The following is a 13,630-nucleotide window of genomic DNA, read 5'->3' as shown; positions in this document are numbered from 1 at the left end:
GTTCGGCCCCTTCGACACGAACGAGCAACTCTGGAGAACGCACGCACATGACCGGCCGCCTGGTCGGCCTCGGGATCGGTCCCGGGGACCCCGACCTGATCACCCTCAAGGCCTACCGCCTGCTGCGCGCGGCGGACGTGGTCGCCTATCCCGCGCCCGAGGAGGGCGAGAGCCTGGCGCGCAAGCTGGTCGCCCCGCATCTGCCGGGCGGGCAGACCGAAGTTCCGATCCGCATGCCGATCACGGTCGCGCGCTTTCCCGCGCAGGAGATCTACGATCAGGCGGCGGGCGAGCTGTCGGAGTACCTGGAGGCGGGTCGGACGGTCGCGGTGCTGTGCGAGGGTGACCCCTTCTTCTACGGCTCGTTCATGTACCTGTTCGGCCGGATGGCGGAGCGTCATCCGGTGGAGGTGGTGCCGGGTGTCTCGTCGCTGACCGCCTGTTCGGCGGTGCTCGGCGCGCCCTTGGCCGCGCGCAACGACGTGCTGTCGGTGATCCCCGCGCCCTTGGAGGTCGAGGAGTTGAAGCGTCAGCTTGGCCGCACCGACGCCGCGGCGGTGATCAAGCTGGGCCGGCATTTCGCCAAGGTGCGCCAGGTGCTGGACGAACTCGGCCTGACCCCGCATGCCCGCTACGTCGAGCGCGCGACGATGCAGGCGCAGCGCATCCTGCCGCTCGACCAGGTGGACGAGAGCGCGGTGCCCTACTTCTCGATGATCCTGCTGCACGCGCGTGGGGAGGCTTGGCGTGTCTGAACCGTTGAGTGAAAGCCGCCCCGCGATCCTGGCCCTGACCCGCCGGGGCCTCGCCACCGCCCGTTGGATCGCGGAGGGCCTGCCAGCGGCGGAGGTGCTGGGCCGCGCCGGCCGGGCGGACGATGCGGACCGGACCTTCACCGATACGGTCGCCACCCTGCGCGCGCTGTTCGCCGCTGGCCGGCCGGTCGTCGGCGTCTGTGCCGCCGGCATCCTGGTGCGTGCTCTGGGTCCCGTGCTGGGCGACAAGCGTACCGAGCCGCCAGTGCTGGCGGTCGGGGAGGACGGCGCCAGCGTCGTGCCGCTGTTGGGCGGCCATCGCGGCGCCAATGCGCTCGCGCGGCAGATCGCGGACTCGCTGGAGAGTCTGCCGGCGGTGACGACGGCAAGCGACCTCGCATTCGGCATCGCGCTGGACGAGCCACCGGCGGACTGGACGCTCGCCAACCCGGCGCGGGCCAAGGACGTCGCCGCCGGCCTGCTGGCGGGCGATCGCGTCCGCATCGATCCCGAGCTGGACTGGCTGCAGGCGCTGCCGCAGGCGGACGACGCGCCCTGGCATTTGCGGGCGAGTATCGAGACGCCCGGCGATGATCCACAGACGCTGGTCTATCACCCGCGCGTGCTGACGGTCGGCGTGGGCTGCGAGCGCGGCTGCGATCCCGATGAGCTGACCGAGCTGGTGCGCGCGACCCTGACCGAAGCCGGTCTGGCGGACACCGCCGTGGCGGCCGTGGTGTCGGTCGACCTCAAGATGGACGAGCCGGCGGTGCACGCCACCGCGACCGCGCTGGCCGTCCCCGCGCGCTTCTTCGACGCCGCGACACTGGAGGCCGAGACGCCCCGGCTGGCGACCCCGTCGGAAGCGGTCTATCGCGAGGTCGGCTGCCACGGCGTGGCGGAAGGGGCGGCGCTGGCCGCCGCCGGCGCGGACGGCCGGTTGTTGGTCGCCAAGCGCAAGAGCCGGCGCGCCACCTGCGCCATCGCCCGGGCGCCGTCGCCGCTCGACGCCGCCCGGATCGGGCGTCCGCGCGGCTCGATGACGCTGGTCGGCCTCGGCCCCGGCGACCCGCTGATGGGCACGGCGGAGGCCGCGCACGCGGTCGACCGGGCGAGCGACTTGGTCGGCTACAGTCTCTACCTCGACTTGCTGGGTGATCGGGCGGGCGGTAAGACGCGCCACGACTTCCAGCTCGGCGAGGAGGAGGCGCGGGCGGCGCACGCGCTCGACCTGGCGGCGCAGGGCAGGGACGTGGCGCTGATCTGCTCCGGCGATCCCGGCGTCTATGCGATGGCGAGCCCGCTGTTCGAGCTGCTGGAGCGGGAAAACCGCGCCGACTGGAACCGCGTGGCGGTGCGCGTGGTCCCGGGCATCTCGGCCCTGCAGGCGGCGGCCGCGCGGATCGGCGCGCCGATCGGCCACGACTTCTGCACCGTCTCCCTGTCCGACCTGCTGACCCCGTGGGACCAGATCCAGCGCCGGCTCAAGGCGGCGGCGGAAGGCGATTTCGTGGTCGCGCTCTATAACCCGGTTTCGCGCCGACGCACCTGGCAGTTGGGCGAGGCGCAGGCGATCCTGTCGGCGCACCGCCCAGGCGATACCCCGGTGGTGATCGCTCGCCAGCTTGGTCGGCCGGAAGAACAGGTGCGCGTGACCACGCTGGCCGAGTTGGACCCGGCCAAGATCGACATGCTGACCGTGCTCTTGATCGGCGCATCGACCAGTCGCGCGATCCCGCGCGGCGAGGGCGGGCAGTGGGTCTATACACCCCGCGGCTATGCCGCGAAGCACATCAAGAGCGAGTCGGGAGACGCTGCGTGACCGTGTATTTCATCGGCGCCGGACCGGGCGCCCCGGACCTGATCACCGTGCGCGGCCAGCGCCGCATCGAGCAGTGCCCGGTGTGCCTCTACGCCGGCTCCCTGGTCCCGGAAGAGGTGATCGCCTGCGCGCCCGATGGCGCGCACGTGCTCGACACCGCGTCCATGCACCTGAACGAGATCATGGCGGAGATCGAGGCCGCGCACGCCGACGGCAAGGACGTCGCGCGCGTGCACTCCGGCGATCCCTCGCTCTACGGCGCGATCGCCGAGCAGATCCGTCGGCTGGAGGCGGCCGGCATTCCTTACGAGATCGTCCCCGGCGTGCCAGCCTACACCGCCGCCGCCGCGTCGCTCGGCAAGGAGCTGACGCTACCCGACGTTTCGCAGACGGTGATCCTGACCCGCACGGCGATGAAATCCTCGCAGATGCCGAGTGGCGAAGAGCTGGAAACGCTGGGGCAGAGCGGTGCCACGCTGGCGATCCATCTGTCGGTGCGCAACCTGCGCTACGTCGAGGAGGCGTTGACCCCTTACTACGGCGCCGACTGCCCGGCGGCGGTGATCTACCGCGCTTCCTGGCCGGACGAGCAGGTCATTCGCGGCACCCTGTCCGATATTCGCGAGAAGGCGCGCGCCGCCAAGATCACCCGGACCGCACTGGTGATGGTTGGCCGGGTGCTGGGCGACAACGACTTCGCCGACAGCCATCTGTACGATCCCGACAGCGTCCACCTGCTGCGGCCGAAGCGCAAAAGCGGGTAGAGGGACGCGTTTAGGGGAGCTCCGGCATGGCCCTTGCCCCCGCGTCCCGATCTCACCGCCCGATCCGGGCCAGTACCCAGTCTCTTGCGTCGTTCACGCTCGCAACCGTTTCCCCTTCCGGTTCCGGCGGTCGGTCGATCATCACCACCGGCAGCCCGAGTGCCCGCGCGGCGGCGAGCTTGGCGTAGGCGCCGTCGCCGCCGCTGTTCTTGGTGACGACGACGTCGATGGCGTGCTTTTGCAGCAGGGCGCGGTCCTCGGCCTCCCGGAACGGGCCACGGCCGGTCACCAGGGTGGCGTGCGCAAGTTCCAGCGGCGCTTGGGGGGACTCCACCAGTCGGACCAGGAAGTGCTTGTCGCCGAGGTGCGAAAAGGCGGCGAGGTCGCTGCGGCCCGTGGCGAGGAAGACGTTGGCGCCATGACGTCCAAGCGCCGGCGCGGCTGTGGCGGGGGCGTCCACGTACTCCCAGCGGTCGCCCGTCATCGGCTGCCAGGCCGGGCGTTGCAGGCGCAGGCGCGCCACCCCGGCGGCCGCGCAGGCCGCGGCGGCGTTGCGTGTGATCTCGGCGGCGAACGGGTGGGTGGCGTCGACCAGCAGATCGATCTCGGCGGTCGCCAGGTAGGCGGCCAGGCCGTCAACCCCGCCGAAGCCGCCAACCCGCAGGCTTCCCGGCAGGTCGCGCCCGCCCGTGGTGCGCCCGGCGAGGGAACTGGTTACCTGCAGGCCCGGGACGCCATCCAGCCGCCGGGCGAGCGCCGCGGCTTCCGCCGTGCCGCCCAGGATCAATAGGTGCGTGGGGGTGGCCGTCTCAAGCGCCAAGCGACACCGCCTCGCTCGAGCCGAGTTGGGTGCCCTCTCGGTCGAAGATCAGGACCTCGACCTTGACCCGGTCGCCCGCCGTCTCCTGCGCCACCGCGGCCGCGCGCGCCGCAATCAGGTCCGCCAGCGGCAGGTCGTAGGCCCGTGCCACGGCGAGCACCTGGGCGCCTGTCTCGCAGCCGCGCGCCTGTGCGACTACCTCCGCGCCGGCGCCCATCTCGCCCAGCACTTCGGCCAGGAAGCCGGTATCGACCCGGCTCTTGCCCGAATGCAGATCGAGGTGGCCCTGCGCCAGCTTGGCCAGCTTGCCGAAGCCGCCGGCGATCGACAGCTTCGCCACCGGATGCTCGCGCAGGTATTTCAGCAAGCCGCCGGCGAAATCGCCCATGTCCAAAAGCGCGATCTCGTCCAGGCCGTAGAGCGCCTTGACCGCCGCCTCACTGGTCGAGCCGGTGGCGCCCGCGACGTGGGTCATGCCGGCCTCGCGCGCGACGTCGATGCCGCGGTGGATCGAGTGAATCCAGGAGGCGCAGGAGTAGGGGATTACCACCCCCGTCGTGCCGAGCACCGACAGCCCGCCGAGAATCCCCAGTCGCCCGTTCAGCGTCTCCTTGGCGATCTCCGTGCCGCCGGGAATGGCGATTTCCAGCCGGACGTCGCCGGCGTCGCCATGGGCCTGCGCAACTTCAGCCACGTGATCGGTCATCAGCTGTCGGGGCACCGGGTTCACCGCCGCCTCGCCGGGGGGAATCTGCAGGCCGCTGCGGGTCACGGTGCCGACGCCCTCGCCGGCGACGAAGACGACGCCGCTGCCGGGGGCGCCGCGGGTGACGGTGACGCGTACTAGGCAGCCGTGGGTGACGTCCGGGTCGTCGCCCGCGTCCTTGATCACGCCGGCGGTGGCGCTGTCCGCCTCCAGGCTGTGGATGGCGAGCGCGAAGGCCGGTTCCTGGCCCTTGGGCAGGTGGATCGTGACCGGGTCGGGGAAGTTGCCGGTCAGGAGCGCGCTATAGGCAGCTTTTGTCGCCGCGGTCGCGCAGGCGCCCGTGGTCCAGCCCCGTCTCAGCTCCCCGTCCGGTTTGCGTGCCATGGCGCAGAACTTAGCGGTCTCAGGGCGTGTCACCAAGCTACGATCAGAGCTTGTGACGTAGCCCCTAGCCCTGGTCTACAGCCGCGGTTACAGTGCGGACCATGCATGGACTTCCGATCGATTTGCCGCAGATGCAGCCGGGGTGGGTGTGGCTGGTCGGCTCCGGGCCGGGCGATGCCGCACTGATGACGCTGGCGGGTTACGGCGCCCTGCAGCAGGCCGACCACGTGATCTACGATGCGCTGGTCGATCAGAGAATCCTGGACATGGCCGGCGCGCACACCGTGCTTGAGTATGCGGGCAAGCGCGGCGGGCGGCCGTCGGCCAAGCAGGTCGACATCTCCTACCGGCTGGTTCAGCTGGCGCGCGAGAACAAGCGCGTGCTGCGGCTCAAGGGCGGTGACCCGTTCGTGTTCGGCCGCGGCGGGGAAGAAGCGCTGAGCCTGGTTCAGGCCGGCATCCAATTCCGGATCGTCCCTGGCATCTCGGCCGGGATCGGCGGGTTGGCCTATGCCGGTATCCCGGTCACGCATCGGGAGACCAATTCCGCTGTCACCTTCGTGACCGGCCACGGCACGACCGGTGAGGTACCGGACGGCATCGATTGGCACGCGCTGGCCAAGTCCTCCCCGGTGATCGTGGCCTACATGGCGATGAAACACCTACACCAGATCACCACGCGTCTCCTAGAGGGCGGGCGTCGGCCGGACGAGCCGGTCGCGGTGATCTGTCAGGCAAGTACCAGCAGCCAGCAGGTCTTGGAGACGACGGTCGCGCGCGCTCACGCGGACGTGCAGGAAAGCGGCCTGCAACCGCCTGCGGTGGTCGTGTTCGGCGAGGTGGTGCGCCTGCGCGCCGGACTCGACTGGCTGGGCGCGATGGCCGGTCGGGTGCTGGAAGGCGACCCGCTGGGAACCCGCAGTAAGTGGGAGACCGGGTGACGCGTGCCGTGGCGTCTCCGCCTGTGGATGAAACGCCGCCGGGCCTGCTGATCGCCGCACCGGCGTCCGGGAGCGGCAAGACCCTGGCGACTCTGGCCCTGTTGCGTGCCCTGAAGCGTCGCGGTACGCGCGTTGCTTCCCTCAAAGTCGGTCCTGACTATATCGACCCCGCGTTTCATACGGCGGCGAGTGGCCGGCCCTGCCTGAACTTCGATGGTTGGGCGATGCGCGCGGCAACGCGGGCAGAGGTGTTGCGCCGGCTGTCGCGGGATGCCGAGGTGCTGGTGGGCGAGGGGGTGATGGGCCTGTTCGACGGCGCGGCCGGCGGCGCCGGGTCGACCGCGGAAGCCGCGCGTCTGACTGGTTGGCCGGTGGTTCTGGTGGTCGATGCCAAGGGCATGGCCGCCTCCGCCGCTGCACTGCTCGAAGGCTTCGCGCGCCACGATCCCGGTGTCGACGTGGCGGGCGTGATCTTCAACCGTGTCGGCGGGGAAGGACACGCCGCTCTGTTGCGCGAGGCGGCCGCCCGGGCCGGTGTCGCGTGCCTGGGCTGCTTGCCGCGGGATGACCGGTTGGAGATGCCGTCCCGCCACCTGGGCCTGGTTCAGGCGGGCGAGCACGGCGATCTGGAAGCCCGGATCGAGTCGGCTGCCGACTGGCTGGCGCCATCGGTGGATTTGGACGCTTTGATCGCGATGGCCCGGCCGACCGAGCTCGCGCCCGGTCAGGCAGGACCGCCGCTGCCACCACTCGGCCAGCGAATCGCGGTCGCACGCGATGCGGCGTTCGCGTTCGCCTACGACGGGGTGCTGCAGGGGTGGCGGGACGCCGGGGCCGAGGTCGTGCCCTTTTCCCCGCTGGCGGACGCGGCGCCGGATCGACAAGCGGATGCGGTTTACCTACCGGGCGGGTATCCGGAGCTCTACGCGGACCGATTGGCCGGCGCCCAAAGGTTTCTGAATGGCCTGCGCGAAGCGGCTCGGCGCGGGGCCTGGGTGTTTGGGGAGTGCGGTGGATACATGGCGCTGGGCCGCCATCTCATTGACGCGGACGGGACGGCGCACGCGATGGCCGGGCTGCTGGACGTCGAGACCAGCTTCGCCGAGCCGCGCCTGCACCTCGGCTACCGCACGGTAAAGCTGATGGTGGAGACGCCGTTCGGTCCCGCTGGCACGCGCGTGCGCGGGCACGAGTTCCATTATGCCCGCACGCGGCATGAGACGGGCAGACCGCTTGCCAGGGTTGGCGACGCCTCGGGCCGCGACCGCGGGGCGACCGGCTTGGTCGCTGGCCAGGTGATGGGGTCGTTCCTGCACCTGATCGACCGCGCGCATGACAGCTCTGGACAGGATACTGCTGCGCCGCAGACTGCCGAAGTCGGCAGCACCGCTCCGGTTGCGGAAAAGGGAGGGGGCGGTCACCGGCAGGTAGAATGACCGGCCCGAGACTGCCGCACACGACATTTCTGTGTTTGGGGCCGCTGGTCCGGCTGCTCTAAATCTCGCCGTCGCGCAGTTTGCGTTGGGCTTCGGAGATGAAGGCGTCGGCGTGAATGTCCTCGGGAGCAACGCCGAGGTCGGTCAGGGCCTTGGTGGCGGCTTCGACCATCGGTGGCGGGCCGGCAAGATAGCTGACGGCGCCCGCGAGGTCGGGCGCATCGGCGATGAGGGCGTCGGTGACCAGAGCGATGCGCCGCTCGGTCCCGGCCTCCGGTTCGGAGAGGACGGGGACGAAGCGGAAATTCGGGTACTGGTCGACCAGCAAGCCCATCCGTTCTTCCAGGTAGACGTCGCGCTCCGCGCGGGCACCGAAATAGAGATGCACCGGCGCGTCATGGCCGTAGGCCAGCGCCTCTTCCACAATCGCTGCCATCTGGCCCAAACCGGAACCGCCGCCGATTGCGACGATCGGGTCCGGGCGATGGCTGCGCAGGTAGGTATGGCCGAACGGCCCGCGCACCGTGACGCGTTCGTTCTTGTTGAGCTGGGTCGCAACGTAGTGGCTGGGGCCGCCGCCGATGTTGCGGATGTGGAAAACCAGATCGCGGTCGCCGGGGCGGCTGGCGATCGAATAGTCGCGCGGATCGAAGCCCGGAAAGGCAACACGCGCGTACTGTCCTGCGGCATAGTCGAATGGCCCGCCGTCTTCCACGCGCAGCCGGACGATACGGGTGTCGTGGGTTGCGGCTTCCACTGCGTGCACGCGGCAGGTCGCCTCGCGAACCGGGAAATCCGGGGCGCTGGCATCGAGCTTGGTGTCGCGGACGGCGGGGTCGCGTTGCGTCATGTTGGGCAGGGCAGTGGTCGCCAGTTGTTGAATGAATGTGACGAAGGTAGGTTACGGGACGTTCGCCGACCATGGGCTGACAGGAACAACGGGGGCCGAACGAGAAAACGCCGCCCGGCAGCAGTATGCAGGGCGGCGCATGTGTGTCGTTGGTCGCCGGGTTGGCGCGGCTGTCAGACGGTGAAGCTTTCGCCGCAGCCGCAACGACCCTTTTCGTTCGGGTTGTTGAAGACGAAACCGCTTTCGATTTTGCCTTCCTGATAGTCGATCTCGGAGCCGAACAGGAACATGACCGACGCCGGGTCAATGAACAGCTTCACGCCCTTGTCGTCGATCTCGTCCTCGTTCTGGCGCTTTTCACTGGCGTACTCGAAGTAGTAGGCCAGCCCGGAGCAGCCGCGCGGCTTGACGCCGATGCGCAGCCCGCTAACCGGCTGATCGCTTTTGCCCATCAGGTCCCTGACCCGCTGTGCGGCGGCGTCGGTGAGGGAGATCATCGCGGGACCGGCCATGGCATGCCTTCCCTTCATCTAGCTGGTGCGCGCGGCGCCGATCGCCCGCGCGAAATCCTATTATAGCCCGAGTTTAACGCGTGCGGCGCTAGAATCCCAGAGCCAGACGCGCATCCTCGCTCATCAGATCCATCGACCACGGCGGATCCCAGGTCAGGGTCACCGACACCTTGCCGGTATTCGGCAGGTCGCTGACCGCTTGGGAGACCATCGGGGGCATCGATCCCGCCACCGGACAGGCCGGGGCCGTCAGGGTCATGACGACATCCACGTCGCCGGTTTCGTGAATCTTGAGGTCGTAGATCAGACCGAGATCGTAGATGTTGACCGGAATTTCCGGATCGAAGCATTCTTTCAGCTTCTCCACGATCTCATCCTCGGTCGCGGGCGTGACTCCGGCGGGTAGGGGCTCGCCGGCGGTCGAGTTGAGTCCCTCGGTTTCCGTGGGATCGATCGTGTCGTCGATGTTGTTCATATCGACGGTGTACATGGCGCCTTCTCCCAGCCGCCTGACCCCGCGGGCGTAGCGGCCTCTTGCCTTGTGCTCGTCGTCAGCCTGTCAGTCGCGCGCTCCCGACGTCCAGCCACTCACGGCTATTCGGTCGAGATCTCCTCGTTGCCGTGCACGGCGGCTTCCATCGTGTGCCATGCAAGCGTTGCGCACTTCACCCGGACCGGGAACTCGCGGACGCCTGCAAGCACTTGCAGACGCTCCACCGCGTCCTCGTCGATGCCTTCGGGAATCTCAGGGTCGTCCTTGGTGCACATGTCGTGGAAGGTGTGGAACAGCTTTTCCGCCTCCGCGACTGGTTTGCCCTTGAGAATCTCCGTCATCATCGAGGCGGAGGCGACCGAGATCGCGCAGCCCTTGCCCTTGAACGAGACTCCCTGGATTACGTTGTCGTCATCCACTTTCAGGTAAACCACCAGCGTGTCGCCACACATCGGGTTATGTCCCTGGGCGAGGTGGTTGTAGCCTTCCAACCCGCCGAAGTTCCGCGGCTTCTTGCCGTGGTCCAGGATCACGTCCTGATAGAGCTCGCGCAGCTCGTCCATCATCAGCCGAACAACTCCTTCACGACCTGCAGCGCGTCGGCCAGTTGGTCGACCTCCTGCTCGGTATTGTAGATGCCGAACGACGCGCGCACCGTCGCGCTCAGGCCGTAGCGCTCCATCAGCGGCTGCGCGCAGTGGTGCCCGGCGCGGACCGCCACGCCGGCGCGGTCGACGATCGTGCCAATGTCATGCGGGTGCGCTTGGTCCATGGTGAACGAGACGATCGCGGCCTTGGGCTCCGCGCGCCCGATGATGTTAAGGCCCTCGATAGCAGATAGGCGTTCTGTGGCGTACGCCAAGAGCTTGTGTTCGTGCGCCGCGACCGCGTCGAGGTCATGACCGGACAGCCAATCGACGGCCGCGCCGAGGCCGATCGCCTCGACGATCGCGGGCGTGCCCGCCTCGAAACCATGCGGCGGCTCTTTGAAGGTGCTCTTCTCGAAGGTGACCGAGTAGATCATCTCCCCGCCGCCCTGGTAGGGCGGCATCTTTTTCAGCAGATCCCAGCGCCCCCACAGCACACCGATCCCGGTCGGCCCGTACATCTTGTGGCCTGAGAAGGCGTAGAAATCCACGCCCAGTGCCTGCACGTCGACCTTCTGATGTGGCGGCGCCTGGCAGCCGTCGACCAGCACCGGAACGCCCTTGGCATGCGCGGCCGCCGTGATTTCCTGAAGGGGGACAATGGTCCCCAGCGCGTTCGAGATATGGGCGATCGCGACCAGGCCGGTGTTCTCGCCGATCAGCTCGGTGACTGCTTCCGCGCGCAGGGTGCCGTCGTCGTCGACCGGGGCCACGCGCAGCTTGATGCCCAGCTGGTCGCGTAGCATCTGCCAGGGAACGATATTGGCATGGTGCTCCAGCTCGGTGATCAGGACTTCCTGGCCCGGTTTCAGGAACGCCCGGCCGTAGGACGAGGCGACCAGATTGATCGCTTCCGTCGCGCCGCGGGTGAAGATCACCTCGTCGCTCTTCGGCGCGTTGATGAAGCGGGCAATGGTCTCGCGCGCGCCTTCGTAATGGTCGGTCGAGACTTGGGAGAGACGGTGCACGCCGCGGTGGACGTTGGCGTAGTAGCTCTCCATCGCCTCCGTCATCGCGTTGATGACCGGACGCGGCTTTTGGCTGGAAGCCGCGTTGTCCAGGTAGGCGAGTGGCTTGCCGTAGATTTCCTGATGCAGAATCGGAAAGTCCGCGCGCACGCGCTCGACGTCGAGCGTGTTGCGCGCGGACCCGGTATGTCCGCTGCCGGTGGAGCCGGCTGCGTTGGGATTTCCCTGCTGCGGTACGGCGGCGTCGGTTATGTCGCTCACGTGCGTCGTCCTTCAAGCGATACTGCCGTGCTCCCAAGCCCCAGCGTGGAGGCCGGGCGGCCCGGCGGGCGAGCGCTGTGGACACTCACGTCTCGCCCTCCGGGCTTACACGCGGCTTTACTGGTCCGAGCGGGCCAGCCAATCGGTGATCCGGTCGAGGAATGCTTGGCGCAGGTCCTCATTGGTCATCTCCTGGACCACCTCGGCGAGGAAGGACTCCACCATCATGCGCCGCGCAAGGGCATGGGGTATGCCACGCGAACGCAGATAGAACAGCGGATCCTTCTCAAGCTCGCCAGCGGTGCAACCGTGGCTGCAGACCACGTCGTCGGCGTAGATCTCCAGCTCCGGCTTGGTGTCGATCTCCGCCTGGTTGGACAGCAACAGGCAGCGCGACAGCTGGTTGCCGTCGGTGCGCTGAGCGTCCGGGTAGACGTGGAGCTTGCCGGCGAACACCGCACGGCCCTTGCCCTCGAGCGCGCCCTTGAAGATCTCGCGGCAGTGCGTGTCCGGCACCGCGTGCTCGATCAGCGTGGTGTTGTCGCAGTGCTGCTTGGCGCGCTGCAGGTAGGCGCCGTTGAGCCGTGCGTCGGCGAAGCTGCCTTCCAGCTTGATGTGCGGCTCGTTGCGGGTGAGCTGGCCGCCCGTGGTCAGCGTGAAGCTGTCGTAGAAGGCGTTTTCCTGCACCCGCGCGTGCAGCGTCGAGATGTGGAAGGCCGCATCGGTTTCGGCGTTCAGCTTGTAGTGATGCAGCTTGGCGCCCGGCTCGACACGGATCTCCGTGACGTGGTTGGCCAGCGTATTCGCCTCGCCGATGCCGACATGGTGCTCGACCAGGGTCGCCTCGCTGTTCTTGCCGGCGACGATCAGGTGGCGTGGGTGATAGGCCAGTGGCTCCGCGTCGGCGGCGGCCAGATAGACGACCTCGATCGGCTCCTCGACCTTGGCACCTTCCTCGATGTGCAGGACCAGCCCGTCTTCCATGAACGCGCTGTTCAGCTGGTAGAATGGCTGGTCGTCCTGGCCCTCGGCGATCTGGTCGATGTCTTCGGCCAGCAGGTTCGGCTCATGTTCGAGTGCCTGGGCGAAGGACAGCACCTTGGCGCCGTCGGGCAGGCGGTCCAGGTTGGACATTTCCGCCCGGAAACGGCCGTTGACGAACACCGCGCGGTGACCGGCCTGCTCGCCGATCAGGCTGGGCACGCGGTCGAGGCCGAGCGTGGCGGTCATCGTGGTCGCCGGGTGGAACACCTGGCGCTCCAGGGCGCGCAGGTTGGTGTACTTCCAGCTCTCCACCCGTGGCGTCGGGAAGCCCAACTCATCGAAGCGGGCCATCCCGCGTTCGCGCAGGTTGGTCAGCCACGGCAGGGCATTACCGGGTAGGCTGCCGGCGTTGGTGAGCGCCGTGTACTGCTGGTGGAACGGTTGGAGCGCGCTTTCGCTCATCGCGCAAAACCTTTCTTGGAACGCTGTAGGGAAGGGGAGACGCGCCGTGGCGGGCTGAGGCGGCGTTACGCCGCCTTGTCCTCGCCGAACTGCGCGTAGCCTTCCGATTCCAGCTGCTCCGCCAGGGTCTTGTCGCCGGATTTCACGATCTGGCCTTTGACCATGACGTGCACGTGGTCCGGGACGATGTAGTTCAGCAGGCGCTGGTAGTGAGTGATCACCAGCATCGACCGTTCGGGGCTGCGTAGACGGTTGACGCCGTCGGCCACCGTCTTCAGCGCGTCGATGTCGAGCCCGCTGTCGGTCTCGTCCAGCACCGCGAGCTTCGGCTCCAGCGCGGCCATCTGCAGCACCTCGGCCCGCTTCTTCTCACCGCCGGAGAAGCCGGTGTTGACCGAGCGGCGCATCATGTCCTCGGGGATGCCAAGCAGCTTGCAGCGCTCCCGCAGCTCCTTGGTGAACTTCATGGCGTCCATCTCGTCTTCGCCGCGCGACTTGCGGATCGAGTTAACCGCTTCCTTCAAGAATGTCGTCATGGTGACGCCCGGGATCTCGACCGGATATTGGAACGCCAGGAACAGCCCAACAGCCGCGCGCTCCTCCGGTTCCATCTCCAGGATCGACTGGCCGTTGAACAGGACGTCGCCGCCCGTGACCTCGTAGCCATCGCGCCCGGTGAGAACGTGGGCGAGGGTCGACTTGCCCGACCCGTTCGGACCCATGATCGCATGCACCTCGCCGGCGTCCATGGACAGGTTGAGGCCCTTGAGGATCTCGGTCCCGTCGATCTCGGCGCGCAGGTCCTTGATCTCCAGCATCGCCATC

General features: G+C 68.3%; 14 protein-coding genes. 5 read left to right on the top strand and 9 right to left on the bottom strand.

Annotation, left to right across the window (positions count from 1 at the left end):
• Window positions 1-47 precede the first annotated feature (47 nt).
• The 3 genes from RHOSA_RS0114020 to cobM are packed head-to-tail and all read left to right on the top strand — an operon-like array spanning window position 48 to window position 3,341.
• Window positions 48-755: a precorrin-2 C(20)-methyltransferase gene (locus RHOSA_RS0114020; RefSeq protein WP_027289162.1), complete on the top strand. Its 708-nt coding sequence runs from the start codon at window positions 48-50 to the stop codon at window positions 753-755.
• The gene (gene cobJ, locus RHOSA_RS0114015; protein WP_244880647.1) at window positions 748-2,577 is read left to right on the top strand and encodes a precorrin-3B C(17)-methyltransferase; all 1,830 of its coding nucleotides are present in this window, start codon (window positions 748-750) and stop codon (window positions 2,575-2,577) included. Before RHOSA_RS0114020 ends, cobJ begins: the two co-directional genes overlap by 8 nt.
• Window positions 2,574-3,341, top strand: a complete 768-nt coding sequence (gene cobM, locus RHOSA_RS0114010; RefSeq protein ID WP_027289160.1) for a precorrin-4 C(11)-methyltransferase — start codon at window positions 2,574-2,576, stop codon at window positions 3,339-3,341. The genes cobJ and cobM overlap by 4 nt, the downstream gene beginning before the upstream one ends.
• 52 nt (window positions 3,342-3,393) lie before the next feature.
• On the opposite strand, the gene RHOSA_RS0114005 is transcribed toward cobM, so the two are convergent.
• Together RHOSA_RS0114005 and RHOSA_RS0114000 are read right to left on the bottom strand one after the other, a co-directional pair.
• A complete protein-coding gene (locus RHOSA_RS0114005) occupies window positions 3,394-4,161 on the bottom strand; it encodes a cobalt-precorrin-6A reductase (protein ID WP_027289159.1) in 768 nt (255 codons plus the stop codon).
• Window positions 4,151-5,251, bottom strand: coding sequence for a cobalt-precorrin-5B (C(1))-methyltransferase (locus RHOSA_RS0114000; protein ID WP_027289158.1), 1,101 nt, complete (start codon window positions 5,249-5,251; stop codon window positions 4,151-4,153). Before RHOSA_RS0114000 ends, RHOSA_RS0114005 begins: the two co-directional genes overlap by 11 nt.
• 101 nt (window positions 5,252-5,352) lie before the next feature.
• On the opposite strand from RHOSA_RS0114000, the gene cobA reads away from it, so the two are divergent.
• Together cobA and RHOSA_RS22630 are read left to right on the top strand one after the other, a co-directional pair.
• Entirely contained in the window at window positions 5,353-6,192 is an 840-nt protein-coding gene (gene cobA / locus RHOSA_RS0113995; protein ID WP_027289157.1) for a uroporphyrinogen-III C-methyltransferase, read from the top strand.
• A gap of 8 nt (window positions 6,193-6,200) precedes the next feature.
• A complete protein-coding gene (locus RHOSA_RS22630) occupies window positions 6,201-7,628 on the top strand; it encodes a cobyrinic acid a,c-diamide synthase CobB (RefSeq protein WP_244880645.1) in 1,428 nt (475 codons plus the stop codon).
• 58 nt (window positions 7,629-7,686) lie between these two features.
• Here the strand turns inward: RHOSA_RS22630 and RHOSA_RS22625 are convergent, their stop codons facing one another.
• From RHOSA_RS22625 to sufC, 7 genes are all read right to left on the bottom strand, one after another.
• A complete protein-coding gene (locus tag RHOSA_RS22625) occupies window positions 7,687-8,478 on the bottom strand; it encodes an FAD-binding oxidoreductase (RefSeq protein WP_051432155.1) in 792 nt (263 codons plus the stop codon).
• Window positions 8,479-8,651: 173 nt separating this feature from the next.
• Complete coding sequence (locus RHOSA_RS0113980) at window positions 8,652-8,990, bottom strand: HesB/IscA family protein (RefSeq protein WP_027289156.1); 339 nt, start codon at window positions 8,988-8,990, stop codon at window positions 8,652-8,654.
• An 88-nt stretch (window positions 8,991-9,078) separates the two neighbouring features.
• Complete coding sequence (locus RHOSA_RS0113975) at window positions 9,079-9,480, bottom strand: iron-sulfur cluster assembly protein (protein ID WP_215905009.1); 402 nt, start codon at window positions 9,478-9,480, stop codon at window positions 9,079-9,081.
• 104 nt (window positions 9,481-9,584) lie between these two features.
• Complete coding sequence (gene sufU / locus RHOSA_RS0113970; RefSeq protein ID WP_027289154.1) at window positions 9,585-10,049, bottom strand: Fe-S cluster assembly sulfur transfer protein SufU; 465 nt, start codon at window positions 10,047-10,049, stop codon at window positions 9,585-9,587.
• The gene (locus RHOSA_RS0113965) at window positions 10,049-11,359 is read right to left on the bottom strand and encodes an aminotransferase class V-fold PLP-dependent enzyme (protein WP_437123670.1); all 1,311 of its coding nucleotides are present in this window, start codon (window positions 11,357-11,359) and stop codon (window positions 10,049-10,051) included. The genes sufU and RHOSA_RS0113965 overlap by 1 nt, the downstream gene beginning before the upstream one ends.
• A 117-nt stretch (window positions 11,360-11,476) precedes the next feature.
• On the bottom strand, window positions 11,477-12,805 hold the full coding sequence (gene sufD / locus RHOSA_RS22620) for a Fe-S cluster assembly protein SufD (RefSeq protein WP_051432154.1): 1,329 nt from the start codon (window positions 12,803-12,805) through the stop codon (window positions 11,477-11,479).
• Between the two features lie 65 nt (window positions 12,806-12,870).
• A complete protein-coding gene (sufC, locus tag RHOSA_RS0113955) occupies window positions 12,871-13,623 on the bottom strand; it encodes a Fe-S cluster assembly ATPase SufC (protein WP_027289152.1) in 753 nt (250 codons plus the stop codon).
• Between the last annotated feature and the right edge of the window lie 7 nt (window positions 13,624-13,630).

Source organism: Rhodovibrio salinarum DSM 9154 (assembly GCF_000515255.1).
Classification (GTDB): Bacteria; Pseudomonadota; Alphaproteobacteria; order Kiloniellales; family Rhodovibrionaceae; genus Rhodovibrio; species Rhodovibrio salinarum.
This window is presented reverse-complemented; position numbering and strand designations above follow the sequence as displayed.

Excerpts from the sequence above, each read along its gene's own strand:
- sufC (WP_027289152.1), bottom strand. The coding sequence starts at position 13,623 with ATGCTGGAGATCAAGGACCTGCGCGCCGAGATCGACGGGACCGAGATC.
- RHOSA_RS0114020 (WP_027289162.1), top strand. The coding sequence starts at position 48 with ATGACCGGCCGCCTGGTCGGCCTCGGGATCGGTCCCGGGGACCCCGAC.
- RHOSA_RS0113980 (WP_027289156.1), bottom strand. The coding sequence starts at position 8,990 with ATGGCCGGTCCCGCGATGATCTCCCTCACCGACGCCGCCGCACAGCGG.
- RHOSA_RS22625 (WP_051432155.1), bottom strand. The coding sequence starts at position 8,478 with ATGACGCAACGCGACCCCGCCGTCCGCGACACCAAGCTCGATGCCAGC.
- RHOSA_RS0114000 (WP_027289158.1), bottom strand. The coding sequence starts at position 5,251 with ATGGCACGCAAACCGGACGGGGAGCTGAGACGGGGCTGGACCACGGGC.
- cobA (WP_027289157.1), top strand. The coding sequence starts at position 5,353 with ATGCATGGACTTCCGATCGATTTGCCGCAGATGCAGCCGGGGTGGGTG.
- sufD (WP_051432154.1), bottom strand. The coding sequence starts at position 12,805 with ATGAGCGAAAGCGCGCTCCAACCGTTCCACCAGCAGTACACGGCGCTC.
- RHOSA_RS0113975 (WP_215905009.1), bottom strand. The coding sequence starts at position 9,480 with ATGTACACCGTCGATATGAACAACATCGACGACACGATCGATCCCACG.
- sufU (WP_027289154.1), bottom strand. The coding sequence starts at position 10,049 with ATGATGGACGAGCTGCGCGAGCTCTATCAGGACGTGATCCTGGACCAC.